The organism is Streptomyces sp. GbtcB6 (genome assembly GCF_019091475.1).
Classification (GTDB): domain Bacteria; phylum Actinomycetota; class Actinomycetes; order Streptomycetales; family Streptomycetaceae; genus Streptomyces; species Streptomyces hyaluromycini.
Genome location: NZ_JAGXJL010000052.1, coordinates 1 through 18,624, shown reverse-complemented (window position 1 = coordinate 18,624; position 18,624 = coordinate 1). Strand labels below are relative to the sequence as shown.

Here is an 18,624-nt window from a genome sequence, read left to right as displayed (position 1 = left end):
GGAGGGCGTCAACCATTCATCACGTCCTGCACCTGGCGTGCGGCGGCCTGCGGTGCCACGCCGGCGGCCACGAGGAACGCGGTCGCGGCGGCCTCGCCACAGGGATCGGTCCAGATGCCCGCGCCGATCTCCTCGGCGAGGGCCAGCATCAGCGCTTCCAGCGCGTGGGCGAGGACCGGGGCTGGGACGTGGGCCGCGAACACGCCTTGGTGCTGGCCACGGCGGATGGTCGCGATGGCCTCCTCACGGGCCGGTGCCAGGGTGGCGTGGACCGCATCCCCTCCCGGATGGCGACGCCCCAAGGAGATGAGCATGCGGAACCGGTCGCCCACCGCCCATGCCGCCAGGGCCATCCGCGCCATCCCCTCAGGCGGATCAGCATCCGGCGTACGGGCTGCGGCGAACGCCTGCTGAAGTGCTTGGCCTGCTTCGTGCGTCAGCTCGTCGATCAGCGCTTGCCGGCCGGGGAAGTGTCCGTAGAGGGTGCGCCGCGTGACGCCGGCCGCCCCAGCGATGCTGTCGAGACTCGCGTCGGGGTCGTCCCGCAGTGTCCGTCGAGCGGTCCCGAGGATGCGTCTGTGGTTCGAGCGGGCGTTACTGCGCTGCGGGGTGCGGCCCGGGATATCGGTCCTCTGCATGACTCCGTCGCTCCGAGTTCTTGGCTGCGGGAAAACCGTGGGCGCCGGTGCTCCCTCAAGCACCGGCGCCCACTCACCCCTGCCCGAGGTGGCTTGGTGTCCTGCTGACGGGTGTCAGGGGACGAGGATGAGGCGGATCGGGTCGCCGATCTTGTTCTCCAGGCGGCTGACCGCGTCGGCCGCGTCGACGAGCGGGATGTGGTCCGTGATGGAGGGGGCCAGGTCGAGGCGGCCGGCTGCGGCCAGCCGCACCAGTTCGGAGACCGACTCCGGGAAGCCGCCGTAGTGACCGCGCACCTGCTTCTGCAGGTAGTTGAAGGTCAGGCCCTCGGTGATGGTCAGCGGCTTGGGCGTGATGCCCACCAGGATCAGGGAGCCGCCCAGGCCGAGCACGGAGGCGGCCTGCTCGCGGACAGCGGGCACTCCGGCGCAGTCGAAGGCGAAGTCCAGGCCCCGTCCGTCGGTGGCCGCGCGTACATGGTCGGCGAAGTCGGGGGCGGCCGGGTCCAGGGCGTGGTCCGCGCCGAAGGCCAGGGCGCGTTCCCGGGCGCTGGGCAGCGGGTCGACGGCGATGATCGGCGCGGCGCCGACCAGGCGGGCGAGGCGTACGTTGTGCGCGCCCACTCCGCCCACCCCCCAGATACCGACCGACTGGGCGGGGCGGACGCCCGCGGTGGCGACGACGGCGGCGTAGGGGGTGGAGACCGCGTCGGGGATGATCGCGGCCTGGTCGAAGGGGAGGGCGTCGGGGATGGGGATGAGGGTGTCCTCGCGGGCGATGACGTACTCGGCCCAGCCGCCGTCGTAGTCGATGCCGGCGGTGAGCATCTGCGTGCAGGGGCGGCGGCGCACGCATCCGGAGCACCGGCCGCAGGTCTTGCCGGCCTCCAGGGTGACGCGGGTGCCGACGGACAGACCGCGCTTGAGGCCGGGGCCGAGGGTGTGGATCACACCGGCGACCTCGTGGCCGACGGTGACCGTGTCGGAGGTGGCGAAGAGGGGGACGAGGGAGCCGTCGAGGAGGTGGACGTCCGAGAGGCAGACGCCTGCGGCCTTCACCTCGATGAGTACCTCGCCCGGGCCCGGCACGGGGATGGGGACCTCCTCCACGGCGAACTTCTTGCTGTCCAGGTGGAAGCGTCCGGCGAGCATGGTGTCCATGAAGATCAGCTTTCTGCGAGCGGCACTCGGCGGTTCGGGCCGATGGGTGCTATGCGGTGTCCGAGGGGTTTGTGGTGGCCGGGAGGCGTACGGCCGGCAGCGGGTGTGCCGCACGCCTCCCGGCGGCTGGGGGGGGGCACACGCCTTGACGGCGTGCGACGGTCAGGCGAAGACGTCCTGCTGGTAGCGCTCGTCGGCCTCGAGCTGGGCGAGCCACTGCTGAGCGGTCTCGTCGTCGCTTCCGGTCTTCTGACGGTGGACGGCGGCGAGGGCCTCGCGGACTGCGGGGGCCATGCGGCGGCCGTCACCGCAGACGTAGATGCACGCGCCGTCCTCGATGGCCTGCCACACCGTGTCGGCGGCGCCCGCGATGGCGTTCTGCACGAACCGGGCCGGGTGGCCGGTCACCGCGGAGAAGGCGGTGTGGATCTGTGCGATCCCGGCCCGCTCCCAGCCCTGCATCTCCTGCCGGTAGAAGTAGTCGTGCTCCGGGTGGCGGCAGCCGACGAAGACCTGCGACGGACCGACCTGCGTGCCATCGGCGTGCTGCCAGGCCCGCTCCTCCAGGAAGCCGCGCAGCGGCGCGATGCCGGTGCCGGGACCGATCAGGATCAGCGGAGTGGCGGGGTCGGCCGGCGGGGCGAACGTCGGGGAGGGCACGCGAACGTAGCCGTAGACGACGTCTCCGGGCGCGAGGCCCGCGATGTAGGAGGAGCAGGTGCCGCGGTACTGGCCGTCGCCGGACAGGGCCGGGCCCTCCAACAGGCCGACGGTCAGGCGCACCTGGCGCGGGTTGGCCGACGGGGCGGAGGAGATGGAGTAGAAGCGGGGACGGATCGGCCCCGTCATCTCCAGGAACACCGCCAGCGGCAGCTCGACCGCGGGGAAGCGCTCCAGCAGGCCCAGCACCGAGACCCGCCTGCCGAGGATCTCCTTCTGGTAGTGCTCCTCGGCCTCCTCCGTGTCGGCCGCGTACGCCTGGAGCTGCGGCCGCGTCCACGGGCACTGGGTGTACTCGGCCAGGGTCCGGATCTGGGAGCGGGTGGCCACATCCTGCAGCTCCAGGAACTCGGTGAGCAGAATGCCGGCGGTAACGGGCACGCCGACCGGCAGGTGGGTGCGGCCGCCGCCGGGCTGGTCGAGCCGGAGCACCTGGCCGTACTCGACACCGAGCCGGGCCAGCGCGCGGTTGACCAGGGCGGCTTCGTTCTTGGCGAAGACGGCCAGGTGGTTGCCGGTGTCGTAGGTGACACCGTCGGGCAGCTCGACGGTGATGGACTTCGCGGACGGGCGCGGCGGCTCGATCTGGAAGTCCCACAGGCCGGTCGCGTCGGCCACGAGCTCCTCGTTGGCCACCACCGTGAGCGGGTATGCCTGCTCGGACACGATGGCGGGGCGCACGTCGGACTCGGTGAGCAGCTGGACCTGGTAGCGCGGGCCGCTCGCCGCGGAGGTGTCGGCGGCGTACTCCTCGGCCAGGGTGGCCCACAGGGTGTCCATCCAGCGACTCGCCATGCCGTCGAAGTCACCGGCGGCGTCCGCGATGCCGCGCTCGACGAATGGGGTGGCGCCGGCGGCCAGCAGACCTTCCTCGACCCGCTTGGGGAATGCCTGGAAGGTGGCCACCCACTGCGTGTTGCCGGCGCCCAGCAGCGCGAACCGCACGTCGGACAGTGAACCCTCGGGCAGGCCGGCGGCGAGCAGGTCGTCGAAGCGCTGGGCGTTGTCCGGCGCCTTGCCGTTGTAGCTGGCGGCGACGACGACGAGCAGGCCCTCGGTAGGCAGGTTGTCACCGAGGTCGTCCAGGCTCGTCAGCGTGGTGCCGAACCCGGAGCGCTCACCGCGGTCGGCGAGGGTGCGCGCCAGGTCCTCGCAGGAGCCGAGGCTGGAGCCGTAGGCGACGGTCAGGTTCACCCCGACGCCGCTGACCGCTGTCTGCGCCTGCGTGTCGCCGGCCTGCAGGTCGGCGACGCCGAACACGGTCCGCTGGTGCTCCTGACGCTTGCGGACGACCAGCTGGAAGTCGCCGGGCTTGCGCGTCAGCGCCTCGCGGACGTCCATCTTGTAGTCGGTGGTGTCGGAGAACCTGAACCTCTGCAGCACCAGCGCCAGCGCCAGACGGGCCTCGGTGAGCGCGAACTGGCGGCCGATGCAGGCACGCACACCGTTACCGAACGGCTTGTAGGCGTGCGGGTGCTGCTCGGCGCGGTTCTCCGGCAGCCACCGGTCGATGTCGAACTCCTCCGGCCGGTCCCACGCCTTGGGGTGGGAGTGCAGCGCGCCCATGAGGATGTTGGCCCTGGTCCCCTTCTTCAGCTCGTACCGGTCACCGATGACGGTGCCGTCGATGGGCGCCTTGGCGATCATCGGGATGGGAGCCCACAGGCGCAGGGTCTCCTCCAGGATCCGCGGGATGACGTCGAGCTGCATGATCGTGTCGTAGTCCGGGACCGTGTCTCCGGGCAGCAGGCGGTCCACCTCGGCGTACGCCTGCGCCAGGACGTGCGGGTTGCGCATCAGCGAGTACGTGGCGAACGACAGCAGGCCGCTGGTGGTCTCGTGACCGGCGATGAGGAAGGTCACCACCTGGTCGCGGACGTTGTCGTCCGCCAGCAGCTCGCCGGTCTCCGGGTCGGTGGCCTCCAGCATGAGGCCGAGCAGGTCCTCCTCGCCGCTGCCCTTCCCCTCACGACGCTCCTTGATCACGTTCTCGACCAGGTCGCGCATCAGCTGGATGTTCTCGCGGTACTTCCTGTCGTCCGCCTTCCGGAGCCTGGTCATCATCGGCAGCTCCTGGGAGCGCCGCAGCGACTCGATCAGCGACTCAAGGAGCGCGTTGAGGAAGGGGTGCAGCTCCTCCTCGGCGAAGGAGCCGAACCGGTAGCCGAAACCCGACAGGGCGATGGTGTCCAGGGTGAGCCGGGTGTAGTCGTCGGTGATGTTGACCGGCTGCCCCTCCCGGCTCTCCCACTTGCCGACCAGGTTCTGGGCGATCTCCAGCATCTGCCCGTAGTAGTTCTTCATGGCCCGCTGGCTGAAGGCCGGCAGGAGGATCCGGTGGGCCATGGCCCATTCCTCTTCGTGCTGGTGGGCCGTGAACAGCCCCGCCCCCGTGAAGTCCCGCACATGGTTCAGCGGCGTCTTCTCGATCTGTTTGAAGAACCGCGTCTCGTCGCAGACCTCGGCCACCAGGTCCGGGTCATAGACGAAGACCTGCTCGATGCCGGCGATGTCCATGCCGTAGATGCCTTCGGGGAACTGCTTGGACAGTTCGTTGAAGTACTCGACGGGGTTGGTGTCGGGGATCTGCGGCGTGTGGCCGAGCAGGGGGATCCCGCGCGGGGACCGGATAGGGCGAAGGTCGTTCGCGGAGTTCGTGGTCATCGCGTGCTCCTGTGTGGGGAGGGGATGGGCAAGGGCGCGGTGCGCTGGTCAATGCCGTGGCGCCGCACGGAAACATACGCCGTATGGAATGAGTACCGTACGGCGTATGGAAACTCGACGCAACCCTCCGCGGTGCCGCTGACCGCTGTGGTCAAGGTCATTTCCGTACGGTGTATGAAACTGATACCGTACGAGGTATGGAAAAGAAGGTGAGGCGTCCCCCGCGGGGAACGAGGAAGAGAGACGTGCCTCTGACCGAGGCCGGGATCTATGCCGCCGCCCTGCGGCTGATCGACGAGGACGGGGTCGAGGCGCTCACCATGCGCAAACTTGCCACCGAGCTCGATGCGAACCCGATGTCGCTGTACCACCACGTGCCGAACAAGGAAGCGGTGCTGCGTGGCGTGACGAGAATGGTCGGCGCCCAGTTCCGCACCGTGACGCTTCAGGACGCTCCCTGGCAGGAGCGCGTCCGCCTGCTCGCCACGGACTTCCGTACGCTGGCGCATCGTCACCCCGAGCTGATGGCCTACTCGTTCAGCCATCAGTCGGACTTCATCCAGCCCGACGATCCGTTCTGGACCGCGCTCACCGCGATCGTGGCCGCCGCGGGAGTGCCGGAGTCGGAGGTCTCGGAGGCCGCTGCTCTGGTGGTTGCCGTCGTCGTCGGGGTTCTCGCCGCCGAGCTCAACGGCTCGCTTCAGCAGTGGGCGAGCCTCAAGCCCCCCGGTCCCGTTGCCGGCGAAGACGAGTCCACGGAGGCAGACCCGGCAGGGCCTGTCCAGGACCGCAGGTTCCGCCTGGTGATGGACACTCTCATCGCGGGCCTGGCAAGTCGGCTTGCCGCCGAACATGACAGCCAGGGCGCCGGCCGTTGAGTCCCTGCTTCTGAGGCGTCGCGGCCTGGCGCGCCTGATCGGGCGGGTTCGGTCTGCGACGTACTGGGAGCCACCCGTCATATCCGGGAAGGCCGTCCGGGGGCAGCCGCAGCCGGTGCGCGTGTGTTGCGGACCCGGCTGAGTGGTGGCGAACAGCGGGGCGGGCCTTACCGGCCGGCATGTCAGTGACAGGGCTGCCGTCCGGCTGTCCGGGCGATCCTCGTCGGGATAGGCCGACCAGGCACTGGCCCGAACATCTCGAGGACCTTCCGGTGCAGCCGTCCCTGGACGCCGGCCGGCCCAGATGCAGGACCGGCGGTGCACCGTCGACTTCGACGCGCCGAAGCATGGCCCGCAGGCGCAGCCAGTTCGGTGTCCCAGTCGATGGCGCCTCTGCCTCGGTCGTACCCCGCCGTCCGGCCGGCGACGAAGAGGTGGCGGAGAGGGGTGTCACAGCAGGGCCCGGTCGGCCGGACCGCGCAATTCGTGTGTCCGTCGCGACTGCTGGGCGACGTGGGCCCGCGACGCCCGATGGGTATCCGCAGGCGGCGGCGCGTGGGCAGGGCCCTCAGTCGGGCGGCCCTGGCGGTGGTCAGGGACCAGTGATCCCTGACCAGCGAGTGTGTCCCTGTCGCCGACGGGCTTCCAGCCATGTCACTCACCCTCCCCGCGGTAGAAGTGACCGCCGCGGTAGGAGAGGCCGTCGCAGTCGTGCCGGGGCGAGTCGGTGCTGTGGTGGTCCTGGTGCCAGCCGCGGATTCCGTCGCAGGAGTAGCCCTGTTCGAGCAGGTAGCCGACTCCGTGGTCCCACTGGTAGTCGACGGCCTTGGCGCTGACAGCCGGGCGGTGGACGTGTGCGGGCGCGAGAGTCGCGGCCGAGGCGGTGCTCCCGGCACCGAGAACGGCGACACCCGCGACCGCGATGGAGGAAACGGTGACAGCGCTGCGCTTCGTGAGCTTCTTCATGATCTTTCCTTCGCGATTGGCGTGATCTGCACCGCCCGGTTGTACGGGCAGGCGATGTGTAGTGCCGGGTGTGGTCCGGGCCAGATTTTCCATACGTTGTATGGAATCTCCTCGTCATTAATACCATACGTTGTATGGAAACGTCGAAGTGGTGTGAGTCACCGAGGCGCCCTCAGCGGGCCAAGCCGACAACTGATGCTTACTTCAAGAGCGTTGGCCATTCCTGGCCTCATCGGCACGCCGGGGTTTGCGTTCCGCAGCCGCGACATGCGGGCCTGCGTTTCCCGGCTCATGCTGGAAACGAGGGGGAGAGGCAACGGAGGAAGTGGTGGAGATGCGGACCGTTGTCGACCTCACGCGCTGCCAGGGCTATGCACAGTGCGTTTTCCTCGCGCCGGAGGTGTTCGAGCTGCACGGCGAGGAGGGACTGCTGTACGCCACAGCCGTTCCCGGCGACCAGGTCGAACGCGTGCGTCAGGCCGCGGCGGCGTGCCCGGTTCAGGCGATCCTCCTGGGAGAAGAGGTGAGCACTGGTGGCCGATGACCTCAAGGCCGGCCGTATCGTCATCGTCGGCGCGTCGCTGGCCGGGCTCAGGGCCGCAGAGGTGCTGCGCGAGGAGGGTTTCACCGGCTCCCTGACCGTGGTCGGGGACGAACCCCACGCGCCCTACGACCGGCCGCCGCTGTCCAAGCAGGTGCTGCTAGGGCAGGCGACGGCGGACACCACCGAGCTGCCGATGCGCCGGGATCCTGACGCCGAGTGGCGTCTGGGCGTGCGCGCCACCGGTGTGGACCTGCTGGCGAAACGAGTGTTGCTGGAAGACGGGGAGCCGCTGCCGTACGACCGGCTGCTGATCGCCACCGGGACCCGGGCGCGGCCCTGGCCCAACTCGGAGGAAGCCGCCCTGGACGGGGTGTTCACCCTGCGCACCCGGGAGGACGCCGCGGGGCTGGCCGAGCGGCTGGATGCGAGGCCGGAGCGGGTGCTGGTGATCGGCGGCGGCTTCACGGGCTCGGAGATCGCTTCGGCCTGCCGGGAGCTGGAGCTTGAGGTCACGGTCACCGAACGCGGCCCCGCGCCGCTGGTCGGCGCCCTCGGCGGCACCTTGTCGAAACTCGCGGCCGTCATGCAGCGCAACCATGGCGTGGACCTGCGCACCGGGGTGACGGTCACCGCCCTGCGCGGGAACGGCAGCTTCACCAGCGCGGAGCTGTCCGACGGCAGCCGTGTGGACGCGGACGTTTGCGTCGTCGCGCTGGGTGCGATCCGCAATGTCGAATGGCTGGCGGACTCCGGCCTTGCGGCAGGCCCGCGCGGGATCGCCTGCGACGCCGGGTGCCGGGCCTTCAACATGTACGGGATCGTCACGGACGACGTCTTCGTGGCCGGTGACGTCTCCCGCTTCCCCCACCCACTGTTCGGCTACCAGATGCTGTCCCTGGAGCACTGGGGAAACGCGGTGGAGCAGGCCGGGGTGGCGGCCCACAACATGGTCAACCCCGGGCCGCTGCGGCGACCGCACCTGTCCATCCCGTCGTTCTGGTCGACCCAGTTCGGCCTCAACATCAAATCCGTGGGCGTCCCCACCTACTCCGACCATGTGGTCATCGCCCAGGGCTCCCTGGAGGCACGACGTCTGGCCATGGTCTACGGCTACCAGGGCCGGGTCACCGCCGCGGTCACCGTCGACATGGCCAAGTCGCTCGACTACTACCGGCACCTGATCGAGACGGCTGCTCCCTTCCCGCCGCCGCCCGGCGCGCAGGACCGGGCGATCGCGGCAGACATTCCGATTCCCTCTCTCGTGCCGGATCCGTCGGGGCTGTCCCACGGCCCGACCGTCGCGCTCACCGGCCATCTTCCCGACCGCAGACTGACCGTGGTGTAGCCCGCGTCCCGCCGACCACGAGGATCCGCCATGGAATCCGAGACCCTGCTGGCACGGATCACCGACTACGCCAGCCGCCCCGACCCCTACCCGCTGTACGCGGAACTCCGCGAGGCCGGTCCCGTGGCACAGCAGACAGACGGCAGCTACCTGATCGGCACCTACCACGAGATCGCCGCTCTGCTCCACGACCCGCGGATGAGTGTCGACCCTCGCACCCGGGGGGAAGTGACCCACAAGCCTCCGTTCCTGCGGCTCGACGATCCCGAACACCACAGGCTGCGCACCCTGGCCATGCGGCCGTTCGGCCCGCCGCACAGCCCCGGCCGGGTCGACTCCATGCGCGGCGAGATCGACCGGATCACCGGCGAACTGCTGGCGTCCTTCGAGGCCGGCCGGCGGATCGACATCGTCGACGACTTCGCCTACCCGCTGCCCGTCACGGTGATCTGCCGGCTGCTCGGTGTACCGCGCGAGGACGAGCCGCTGTTCAGGGCCTGGTCCGACGCGCTGGTCGCAGCCGCCGACGTCAGGCCCGACGACGAGTCCACCGAGACGGACAAAGCCGGCGACCAGGCACGGATGGAGATGGGCGGGTACCTGGTCAACCTCGCCGAGCAGCGTCGCGGCGATCCGGGCGACGACATGCTCTCCGCCTTCGTCAACGAACCGGACCCGACCCTGCGACTCACCCAGGAGGAACTCGCCGAGACCGCCGTGCTGTTGCTCATCGCCGGGCACGAGACGACGGTCAACCTGATCACCAACGGGGCGCTCACTTTCCTGCGCCAGCCCGAGCAGCTGGATCTCCTGCGCCGCGAACCGGACCTGCTGCCGCGCGCGGTGGAGGAGCTGCTGCGCTACGAGCCCCCGGTCCACATGCGCGAGCGTGTCCCGCGCGCCGACATGGACGTCGCCGGCATCAAGATCCCGCAACACGCTTCCGTCATTCTGGCGCTGGCCTCGGGCAACCGTGATCCCATGCGGTTCCACGAGCCCGACCGGTTCGACCCCACCCGCGTGGACAACCAGCACCTCGGCTTCGGCAGTGGTATTCACGTGTGCTTTGGCGGCCCCCTGGCCCGCGTCGAGGCGTACGCCGCGCTCGGGGCGCTGATTCCCCACCTCGGCAGCGCCCGCCTGATCGAAGACCCGCCCCCGTACCGGCAGAACGCCATGCTCCGTGGGCCCCGCCACCTGTCCATCCAACTCTGAACCGCGCGGCCACGGCGCCCTCGTCCCGATGGAGCGGGACGGGGGCGCCGGGTGATGAGCGGCAGCCCGGACATCTGATTATTTGATCAAGTGTGAGGGTCTTGACGCCAGAGCGACTACATCTGACTATTTCATCAGAAGTGGTCATATTGCTCACTACGGCATATACCGCATCGTGTGCCGCTCACCGGGACGACGCCGTTCACCACGGCTGCACACACGGCCGCCGGGCCAAGTGCCGGCGCTCTTACTTCCGCACCGATGGGATGGACCGCGATGACCGACACTGACCACACCCTCCTCGCCGAGCCGGTGACCCCCCGTGAGATGCCCGACGCCGCGATAGCGATGCTGGATACCGAGGGCACAGTGGTGGGGTGGACGCATGCCGCTCAGCAGCTCGTCGGCTACTCGGCCGGGGAGGTGGTGGGCCGATCTGCCGCACACGTGCTGCCGCCTCCCGAGGACGTCCGGAGGGCTTCGGCGTTCGCCGGGCAGTGCCGTGCGCGGGGTGGCTGGTCCGGCACCGCGGCGATACGCCACCGCGAGGGCCACACGCTCAGGATGACGCTGCGGGTCTCGTTGCTGCGAGGGCAGGACGGCGGCACCCGGTGGCTGGTGTCCGTGACGGAGATCGGTTCCCTGTCCTCGGGGGCAACCAGCAGCGGACCGGTGCGGGAGTCGCTGCTTGCCCGCGCACCGATCGGCATCGTCGTTTATGACCCGCAGCTGCGCTGTGTGTGGGTGAACGACGCCATGGAGCGGCACGACGGCGTTCCTCGTCACCGACGCTTCGGACGCGGTCTGAAGGGCTCGCTGCCCGCCGTCGAGGCCGAAGCGCTCGATGTGGTGATGCGGCAGGTGCTGGAGAGCGGCACGACGACGGTGCACGAGTACCGTGCGTGGCCGCCTGCGGACCGGCCCCGTGAGCACGCGTTCTCGGCCTCGTTCTTCTGCCTCCAGGGCGCTGACGGCATGCCACTGGGCGTGTGCTCCATGACCGTGGACGTCACCGGGAATCGCCGGGCGCGGGAGCGCCTCGCCATCCTCAGCGAGGCCAGCACGCACATCGGGAGCACCCTCGACGTCATGAGGACCGGGCAGGAACTGGCAGAGCTCGCGGTGCCCCTGCTGGCCGACCACGCCCTCGTCGATCTGGTGGAGTCGGTTCCGTTCATCGTTGAGCCGCCGGCACGGATCGGCACGACGAGTGGCCGTCCGCAGTTGCTGCGCCGTGCCGGTCTGGCCTCCGTCGACCTGGGCGTCCTGGAGTTGCCGTGGGCGCGCGAAGAAGTGGTCCACCCCCACCCGGAATCCCCGTTCGCCGCCGCCATGCGCACGGGCCGGTCGTACCTGGAGCCAGTGCTGGACACCCATGCCGGCCCCTGGGTCGACCACGATCCGGTGCGGGCGCAGAAGGTACGCGACAGTGGCGTCCACTCCTTGATGGTCGTCCCCATCCGTGCGCGGCACTGTGTGCTGGGACTGGCGCTGTTCGGCCGCTCTCTGGAACAGACGCCGTTCCAGGAGGACGATCTGCTCCTCGCCGAGGAAGTGGTCACCCGGGCCGCGCTGTGCCTGGACAACGCGCTGCAGTACGCGCGCGAGCGCACCACCGCCCTCACACTGCAACGCGACCTGCTCCCTCATCGCGTGCAGGGCGGTGCTGCCGTCGAAGTCGCCACACGCTATGTGCCGGCCGACATGGACCACGGGGTGGGGGGTGACTGGTTCGATGTGATCGAGCTGTCCGGCGCCCGGGTGGCCCTTGTCGTCGGCGATGTGGTGGGACACGGCATCAATGCCGCGGCGACCATGGGCAGGCTGCGCACCGCCGTGCGAACGCTCGCGGACCTCGACCTGCCCCCCGACGAACTACTGGCGCACCTCGACGACACGGTCCGGCGACTGAACGACGAGGACGCCGACGTTTGCGACGTGGTGCCCGCGGTGGTGGGTGCCACCTGTCTGTACGCCGTCTACGACCCGGTCACCCGAGGGTGCACGATGGCGCGGGCCGGGCATCCCCCGCCCCTGATCGTCGACGCGCAGGGCAAGGTCACCATTCCCGACCTGCCCGCAGGAGCCCCGCTCGGCCTCGGTCTCGGCCTCGTGCCTTTCGAGTCCGTGGAACTGGAACTACCTGAGGAAAGTGTCCTCGCCTTCTTCTCCGACGGCCTGGTGGAGTCCCGCGACGAGGACATCGATGCCGGCCTGCATCGCCTGGGTGCCGCCCTGGCACAGCCCGGTGCCTCCCTGGAGGACCTGTGCTCGCGGGCGATGGACACCTTGCCGACCCAGGCACCGGCCGACGACGTCACCTTGCTCCTTGCGCGGACCCGGGCACTGCGCCCCGCGCAGGTCGCCTCCTGGGACCTGCCGAACGAACTCGTCACCGTCCCGACAGCCCGGCACCTGGCCGCCCGTCAGCTCAGGGAATGGGGTCTGGAGCCGCTCGTGACACCCGTGGAGTCGATCGTCAGCGAACTGGTCACCAACGCGATCCGCCACGGAGACGGCCCGAGCCGCCTACGGCTCATCCAGCACCGGGTGCTGACGTGTGAAGTCTCCGACACGAGCACCGGCCAGCCACGCCCACGCCATCCCCGCACGCTCGACGAGCACGGCCGCGGCCTCTCCCTGGTGGCTCGGCTGTCGCGCAGGTGGGGTTCCCGCTCCGCAGCAGACGGCAAGGTCGTCTGGGCCGAACAGGACCTGCCCTCCACAGCCGACGCCCTCTGACGCGTCGGCGGCCGACAGCCGCCACCGGATCGCCTCTGGGAGCCGTGGGCTCTCGCAAAGGAAGCCACAGACATGGACACATCGAATACTGACAACGCCGACCCGGTAGGGGCCTCCCAAGGAGTGACGAGCGTCTCCGGCGCCGGCCCCGGCGGCAGGCCCTACGCTTTCGAGGGCCTAGCCGCCGCCGTACTCGACGATCAAGGGACGGTCGTGGGATGGACCGGGACCGCACAGGACCTGACCGGGTTCTGCGCCGACGAGGTCCACGGCCGCCCCGTGCGGGAACTGGTGGCCGACCTCCCGCGCGACCTGCACAGGGCCACGCAACTGCCGGCGACCGGCCGGGTACGCCTGCGGCACCAGTGCGCCATGGCCAGTGCCGGGCACCCACCGCCCGTGCTCGTCCGGCCCGACGGAACCGCCGGAGCTGTCGACATTCTCCCGGGGCCACCACTCGCCGTCTGCGGCATGCCGTACGAGACCACCACGATCGACCTCGAGCCGGGCAGTGTCCTCGCGCTCTACACCGACGGACTGGTGCACCTGGGCCCGCATCACATCGACGACGGGCTCCGGCGGCTGACCGATGCGCTCGCCACGTCCTGCCGCCCGGACCGCGCTCTGGACGACACCGGCCGGGCCCTCCTCGGTGATCTGGTGGACGAAGCACCGCGTGACGACGCGACGCCACTGCTGGCACGCACTCGCGCCGTACACGCGGAGGACACCGCTCACTGGCAGATTCCGGTCGATCCCGCTGCCGTCTCCGAGGCCCGGGCATGGGCGACCCTCCAACTCACCGCATGGGGGTTGGCCGATCTCCTCTTCCCCACCGAACTCATCGTCAGTGAACTGGTCACCAACGCGATCCGCTACGGCCGTCCGCCGGCGGAGCTGCGACTGATCCGCCACCACGTTCTGGTCTGTGAGGTCACCGACTCCCACAGCGCCCAACCCCGTCTGCGCCGCGCTCGCACCACCGACGAGGGCGGACGCGGCCTGTTCCTCGTCGCCCAACTCGCCGAGCGCTGGGGGTGCCGCCATGGCCAGAACCGCAAGACCATCTGGTCCGAGCAGACCATCTAGTGCTCCGCTGACTGACTTCCCGAGCTTGTCGCAGCTACGAAGGCCCCGCGCGCGATCACGCGGACGCAACCGGGCTGACCGACGGCCCGGGCATGCACTCATGACCGCTGAGAATCGAGGTTGAACGCGATGTCGACCTTTGCGGTCCGTTGTGGTCGGCCGGAGTCGGATTCGGAGTGATCTATGAGCTGGGACGGAGCATGTTCTGCCGGCCTGGGCCGGGCGGCTTTGAGTGGGGGGAGAATCGGCGGGTGCTGTCCTGCGGCGGGGTCTGACTCCTGAGATGTCTGACCGAGGTGTCCTGCTCACGCTGTGTCGACCGCTCGCCGGGGATGGTGCGTTGCTGGAACCGGGCCGGCCGGGTGTGTCTCGATGGGGGCTTGCCGACCAGGCGTCATCACGATGCTGACCGTCCGCGCGGTCCGGTGCCGGCCACCGGGACACTCACGTGGCTGCTGTGCTCTCCCTGGTGGGGGCAGTGATCGGCACCGAGGTGTTCCCGGCCACCGCGGCCGGATACCGCGAACTGCTGGAGTGGCGTAGCGGACGACCTCTAGGGCCGGGGCCGGGGCCGGGCTCGGGCGATGAGTATGGCGACGTCGTCGTGGTCGTCCGGATCGCGCAGTGATTCCAGGAGCCGGTCGCAGGTTTCTTCCGAGGTTCGGTCGGGGCTGTGCAGCAGTTGGAGGAGGAGGTCCAGGCGCTCGTCGATGGCGTGGTGGCGGGTCTCGACCAAGCCGTCGGTGTAGAGGACCAGTTGGTCGCCGGGGGCCAGGCCGATGGTGGTGACTTCGAAGGCGACCCCGCCGACCCCGAGGGGTGCGCCGGTGGGCAGATCGAGCAGTTCGGGGGGCTCGCCCGTGCGCATCAGCACGGGGGGCAGGTGTCCTGCGACAGCGATGTGGCACAGGGCGCGGTGCGGGTCGTAGATGGCGTAGGCGCAGGTGGCGTACTGCTCCAGGTCGGCCGTGATCTTGTCGAGGTGGTGCAGCACTTCGGTGGGTGGGAGGTCGAGGTCGGCCAGGGTGGAGGTAGCGGTGCGCAGGCGTCCCATGGTGGTGGCGGCGCTTATGCCGCTGCCCATCACATCGCCCACGACCAGCGCGGTCTTGTCTTCCGTGAGGGGGATGACATCGAACCAGTCGCCACCGACTTCGACGGTCGTTCCGGCGGGCCGATATCGGGAGGCGATCTCCAGGCCCGCCTGTTGCGGTGGGATGTCGGGCAGCAGGCTGCGCTGGAGGGTGACCGCGGTGTTGCGTGCGCCTTGGTACAGACGGGCATTGTCGATGCAGACCGCGGCTCGGTCGGCCAGTTCACCGGCCAGGAGGAGGTCGTCGTTGTCGAAGGGCAGCGGGTTGCGGGCGCGGGTGAGGCCCAGGGTGCCGAGCACCTCGCCACGGGCGATCAGGGGCGTCAAGAGATAGCTGTGGAGGCCGGCGCGGGCCAGGAGGGCGGCGGCCTCGGCGTCACGGGCGATACGTGCCAGGTCCCGCTCGCCGACGTGGGGTATCAGAATGGCGCGGCCGGTCCGCACGCACTGAGTGGCCAGGCGCTCCGCGCCGTAGCTGGCGAGCTGGCCGGGAGGGTCGGCGGCGCGGACGGCCTCGGTGGGGTACGCGGCTTTCACGGCGAGGGCGCGGAAGAGTGCCCGGTCGCCGCTGGGTCCCGTCGGGTGGCGGTCGTTCAGGATGGAATCCAGGATGTCCACCGCCGCTATGTCGGCGACCTCGGGGACGGCGACGTCGGCCAGCTCGCGGGCGGTCTGTTCCACGTCCAAGGTGGTGCCGATACGGGCGGAGCCGTCGGCGATCAAGGCGAGGCGCTGCCGGGCGCGGTGCCGATCGGTGACATCCACCAACAGGATGGCTACCCCGAGTACCCGGCCGCCGGGACCGTCGAGCCGGTAGTAGGAGACTGACCAGGCATGATCGTTGTCGGGGTCGGCGGGAGTGCGTCCCACGCTGTGCTGGTCGATCATGGGCTTTCCGGACGTGAGGACTTGCCGCAGCGCGGCCTCGATCGCATCGACCTCCAGGAAGGGCAGGGCCTCGCGGACTCGTCGCCCGAGGTGGTCTTCGGCGGGGACGCCGTTGATCTGCGCCAGCGCCGGGTTGACGGCCACGTACCGCAAGTCGGTGTCCAAGACGGCCAGCCCGATCGGGGACTGCGAGACCAGCCGCGTGGACAGGGCCACGTCCCGTTCCACCTGGCGCAGGGCCGCCTCATCGGTGGCGATGCCCAGGGCGTAGAAGTCACCGCGGTCGTCCAGCAGCCGCATGTTGCGGAACTCCACCAGCCGGCTACTGCCGTCCTTGTGCCGGACAGGGAATGCGCCGGCCCATCCCTGTCCCGTCCTCATGACCTCGGTGAACAGCCTGATCATCCCGTCCAGGTTCTGCTCGTCGACCAGCAGCCGCGCCGCGTACTGGCCCAGCGCCTCCTGCGCGGTGTAGCCGAACAGCTCCTCGGCCTGCGGGCTCCACAGCACGATCCGCCCCTCAGCATCCAGCAGCACCGCCGCGACACTGAGCAGATCCAGCAACTCACGCGGCTGTCTCGGCCCGGAATCCGGCTGGTCACCCTCGGCACCGAAGGGATCGGCTTTCCTCATCCCAGGCACTCCCTCCGCCTGCCGGCGCGACACGCCACCCTGCGCCGGCTTCAGGCTGTGGCCTGTGTCCCCTGCACCTCGCAGTGCTTCCATGGTCCCCCGGATCTGGGCGGCCGCACGGTCGCCCGATACAGCTCGCCGCGCTCCAGGCCCCAGGCGTTGGGCACCGACGAAAAGCTCCGACCTCCCGGGTGCAGGGGCGGGCGGCGCGGGCGGCGGCGAACAGGCCGCCCCCGATCCGGGTCTCGTTCTCAGAGGACACACGCAACGGAACGATCCGGCGGGGCGGAGGCCGCAGCAGCGCAGCCCCCAACCCCCAGTCGGCTGACCACCGCCACCGCACCGGCTCTCCCCGTACGCCACCAGGGCGAGGGGATGGCGCAGGCGAGGGTGCGCCCGGGAGAGTAAACCAGCGAGCGATTCCGTCGGTGGTGGCCGCCTCTTCGTGACGGCTACGGCCGATGCCTGATCGGCCGTATCGCATCAAGCCGGTGGTGCACGGAAGCGCGGTCACGGCCCCTCGGCCGGCCGCTCTGTGCTCGGCGGTGGGCTGGGGACACGTGGTGCTCAGTCGGTGGCCGCGGTGGTAGAGGCCCCGAGTCGCTGGCTTCCGATGACCGAGAGCAGTCGGAGCTTGTCGTGGTCTTCCGTGCCGGGGGTCGCCGTGAACACCAGCAGCGATTGGGCCTGGTCCGGGTCGACGAGTGTCTGGCAGTGCAGGGAGATCACTCCGACCTGCGGGTGCAGGATTCTTTTGCGGTTGGTGTAGGAGATACCGACTTCGTGCTGGGTCCACAGTTGTGCGAACTCGGAGCTCTCCGCGCACAGACGGTCGGCGAGCGCGGCGGCGTGTGAGCCGCGGCCTTCACGGGAGGCGACCGTGCGGAGCTGGGCCACGTAGACGCGGCTGTGCGTCGGGTGGTCGTCCGGTACATAGTTCGTACGTTCGTTCGGATCGGTGAACCAGCGGTAGATGATGCTTCGCGCGAGCCCGGTGAATCGTGTCTGGTCGCCGAGCAGGGCTACTGCCGGCGGGGTCTGCACGATCGTCTCGCCGGTGGCGGTGACGACCTGCGCGGGGGTGTCCTCAAGGCGGTCGAGGACGCGCATCATGCCGACGTTGACGTGGTCGTCGCGTGTGGTGCGGGCCGGTGCGTTGTGGCCGGCCAGGACGAAGAGGTGGTCGCGTTCGTCGAGGGTGAGCCGGAGCCCACGGGCGATCGCGGTGATCATCTGCCCCGAGGGCTGCGGTCCGCGGCCGCGTTCGAGACGGCTGTAGTAGTCCGCCGACATGCCGCACAGCGCGGCCACTTCTTCGCGTCGTAGCCCCGGCGTGCGTCGGCGCTGCCCCGGAGGAACGCCGACGTCGTCGGGTTGCAGCGCCTCTCGACGCCGACGGAGAAATGTCGCCAGGCCGCTCTGATCCATATCGACACTGTGCCTCACCCGGATACGGCTATCCACTGTCTGCCAGTCCCAGGCTGAGCCCTCAGCCTGGGACTGGCAGACAGTGGATACGCAGGCACTGGATGGCTTCTCGGATCGCGCGTCAACTGGTCACCGGGTTCGACAACAGCACCTCGAACCCGTCCAGAGCGACCAGCGACCAAGGAGTCACCGTGAGCACCACCCAGAAGATCGCCGTCATCACCGGAGCCAACCGAGGTCTCGGACGTGCATACGCGCTGCATCTCGCCCAGGCAGGTGTCGATGTCGTGGTGACCTATCGAAGCAACCGGGACGAGGCCGAGGAGGTGGTGTCCGCTGTCACGGACCAGGGACGTACCTCCGTCGCGCTACGGCTCGACACCAGCGTCGTGAACACCTTCGCGGACTTCGCCGAGCAGCTCGGCACCGAGCTCCAGGCGCGCTGGGGCAGGACCACGTTCGACTTCCTCGTCAACAACGCCGGCACCGACCTGACCGCCCCGTTCGCCGAGACCACCGAGAAGGACTTCGACGACCTGGTGGACGTACACCTCAAGGGCGTGTTCTTCCTGACGCAGACCCTGCTGCCGGCGCTTGCCGACGGCGGCGCCATCGTGCAC

General features: G+C 69.7%; 13 protein-coding genes. 7 read left to right on the top strand and 6 right to left on the bottom strand.

Annotation, left to right across the window (positions count from 1 at the left end; translation table 11 throughout):
• Positions 1-8: 8 nt before the first annotated feature.
• From KVT45_RS45140 to KVT45_RS45130, 3 genes are all read right to left on the bottom strand, one after another.
• A complete protein-coding gene (locus tag KVT45_RS45140; RefSeq protein ID WP_217555575.1) occupies positions 9-638 on the bottom strand; it encodes a TetR/AcrR family transcriptional regulator in 630 nt (209 codons plus the stop codon).
• Positions 639-752: 114 nt separating this feature from the next.
• Positions 753-1,799 (bottom strand): zinc-binding dehydrogenase, encoded by a 1,047-nt coding sequence (locus KVT45_RS45135; protein WP_217555573.1) that lies wholly within the window; start codon positions 1,797-1,799, stop codon positions 753-755.
• A gap of 162 nt (positions 1,800-1,961) precedes the next feature.
• The gene (locus tag KVT45_RS45130; RefSeq protein WP_217555571.1) at positions 1,962-5,183 is read right to left on the bottom strand and encodes a bifunctional cytochrome P450/NADPH--P450 reductase; all 3,222 of its coding nucleotides are present in this window, start codon (positions 5,181-5,183) and stop codon (positions 1,962-1,964) included.
• A gap of 245 nt (positions 5,184-5,428) precedes the next feature.
• On the opposite strand from KVT45_RS45130, the gene KVT45_RS45125 reads away from it, so the two are divergent.
• On the top strand, positions 5,429-6,061 hold the full coding sequence (locus KVT45_RS45125; RefSeq protein WP_308311056.1) for a helix-turn-helix domain-containing protein: 633 nt from the start codon (positions 5,429-5,431) through the stop codon (positions 6,059-6,061).
• Positions 6,062-6,715: 654 nt separating this feature from the next.
• On the opposite strand, the gene KVT45_RS45120 is transcribed toward KVT45_RS45125, so the two are convergent.
• The gene (locus KVT45_RS45120) at positions 6,716-7,027 is read right to left on the bottom strand and encodes a hypothetical protein (RefSeq protein ID WP_217555567.1); all 312 of its coding nucleotides are present in this window, start codon (positions 7,025-7,027) and stop codon (positions 6,716-6,718) included.
• 334 nt (positions 7,028-7,361) lie between these two features.
• On the opposite strand from KVT45_RS45120, the gene KVT45_RS45115 reads away from it, so the two are divergent.
• The 5 genes from KVT45_RS45115 to KVT45_RS45095 all read left to right on the top strand — a co-directional run bounded on the left by KVT45_RS45115 (position 7,362) and on the right by KVT45_RS45095 (position 13,962).
• Complete coding sequence (locus tag KVT45_RS45115; RefSeq protein WP_089107210.1) at positions 7,362-7,571, top strand: ferredoxin; 210 nt, start codon at positions 7,362-7,364, stop codon at positions 7,569-7,571.
• Positions 7,561-8,916 carry an NAD(P)/FAD-dependent oxidoreductase gene (locus KVT45_RS45110; RefSeq protein WP_089107173.1) on the top strand — a complete coding sequence of 452 codons (1,356 nt, stop codon included), beginning with the start codon at positions 7,561-7,563 and terminating at the stop codon, positions 8,914-8,916. The genes KVT45_RS45115 and KVT45_RS45110 overlap by 11 nt, the downstream gene beginning before the upstream one ends.
• Positions 8,917-8,946: 30 nt before the next feature.
• On the top strand, positions 8,947-10,131 hold the full coding sequence (locus KVT45_RS45105) for a cytochrome P450 (RefSeq protein WP_217555565.1): 1,185 nt from the start codon (positions 8,947-8,949) through the stop codon (positions 10,129-10,131).
• Between the two features lie 276 nt (positions 10,132-10,407).
• The gene (locus tag KVT45_RS45100; RefSeq protein WP_217555563.1) at positions 10,408-12,873 is read left to right on the top strand and encodes a SpoIIE family protein phosphatase; all 2,466 of its coding nucleotides are present in this window, start codon (positions 10,408-10,410) and stop codon (positions 12,871-12,873) included.
• A gap of 72 nt (positions 12,874-12,945) precedes the next feature.
• Positions 12,946-13,962: a SpoIIE family protein phosphatase gene (locus KVT45_RS45095; RefSeq protein WP_217555561.1), complete on the top strand. Its 1,017-nt coding sequence runs from the start codon at positions 12,946-12,948 to the stop codon at positions 13,960-13,962.
• A gap of 553 nt (positions 13,963-14,515) precedes the next feature.
• Here the strand turns inward: KVT45_RS45095 and KVT45_RS45090 are convergent.
• Both KVT45_RS45090 and KVT45_RS45085 read right to left on the bottom strand, forming a co-directional pair.
• A complete protein-coding gene (locus KVT45_RS45090; RefSeq protein ID WP_217555559.1) occupies positions 14,516-16,576 on the bottom strand; it encodes a SpoIIE family protein phosphatase in 2,061 nt (686 codons plus the stop codon).
• 567 nt (positions 16,577-17,143) lie between these two features.
• Positions 17,144-18,004, bottom strand: coding sequence for a helix-turn-helix transcriptional regulator (locus KVT45_RS45085; RefSeq protein ID WP_217555557.1), 861 nt, complete (start codon positions 18,002-18,004; stop codon positions 17,144-17,146).
• Positions 18,005-18,195: 191 nt separating this feature from the next.
• Here KVT45_RS45085 and KVT45_RS45080 point away from each other — a divergent pair.
• The coding region (locus KVT45_RS45080) for an SDR family NAD(P)-dependent oxidoreductase (RefSeq protein WP_217555556.1) at positions 18,196-18,624 on the top strand (429 nt) is incomplete at its 3' end.

Coding starts and splice junctions, on each gene's coding strand:
- KVT45_RS45085 (WP_217555557.1), bottom strand. CDS start 18,004: ATGGATCAGAGCGGCCTGGCGACATTTCTCCGTCGGCGTCGAGAGGCG.
- KVT45_RS45130 (WP_217555571.1), bottom strand. CDS start 5,183: ATGACCACGAACTCCGCGAACGACCTTCGCCCTATCCGGTCCCCGCGC.
- KVT45_RS45095 (WP_217555561.1), top strand. CDS start 12,946: ATGGACACATCGAATACTGACAACGCCGACCCGGTAGGGGCCTCCCAA.
- KVT45_RS45105 (WP_217555565.1), top strand. CDS start 8,947: ATGGAATCCGAGACCCTGCTGGCACGGATCACCGACTACGCCAGCCGC.
- KVT45_RS45120 (WP_217555567.1), bottom strand. CDS start 7,027: ATGAAGAAGCTCACGAAGCGCAGCGCTGTCACCGTTTCCTCCATCGCG.
- KVT45_RS45135 (WP_217555573.1), bottom strand. CDS start 1,799: ATGGACACCATGCTCGCCGGACGCTTCCACCTGGACAGCAAGAAGTTC.
- KVT45_RS45090 (WP_217555559.1), bottom strand. CDS start 16,576: ATGAGGAAAGCCGATCCCTTCGGTGCCGAGGGTGACCAGCCGGATTCC.
- KVT45_RS45115 (WP_089107210.1), top strand. CDS start 7,362: ATGCGGACCGTTGTCGACCTCACGCGCTGCCAGGGCTATGCACAGTGC.
- KVT45_RS45100 (WP_217555563.1), top strand. CDS start 10,408: ATGACCGACACTGACCACACCCTCCTCGCCGAGCCGGTGACCCCCCGT.
- KVT45_RS45140 (WP_217555575.1), bottom strand. CDS start 638: ATGCAGAGGACCGATATCCCGGGCCGCACCCCGCAGCGCAGTAACGCC.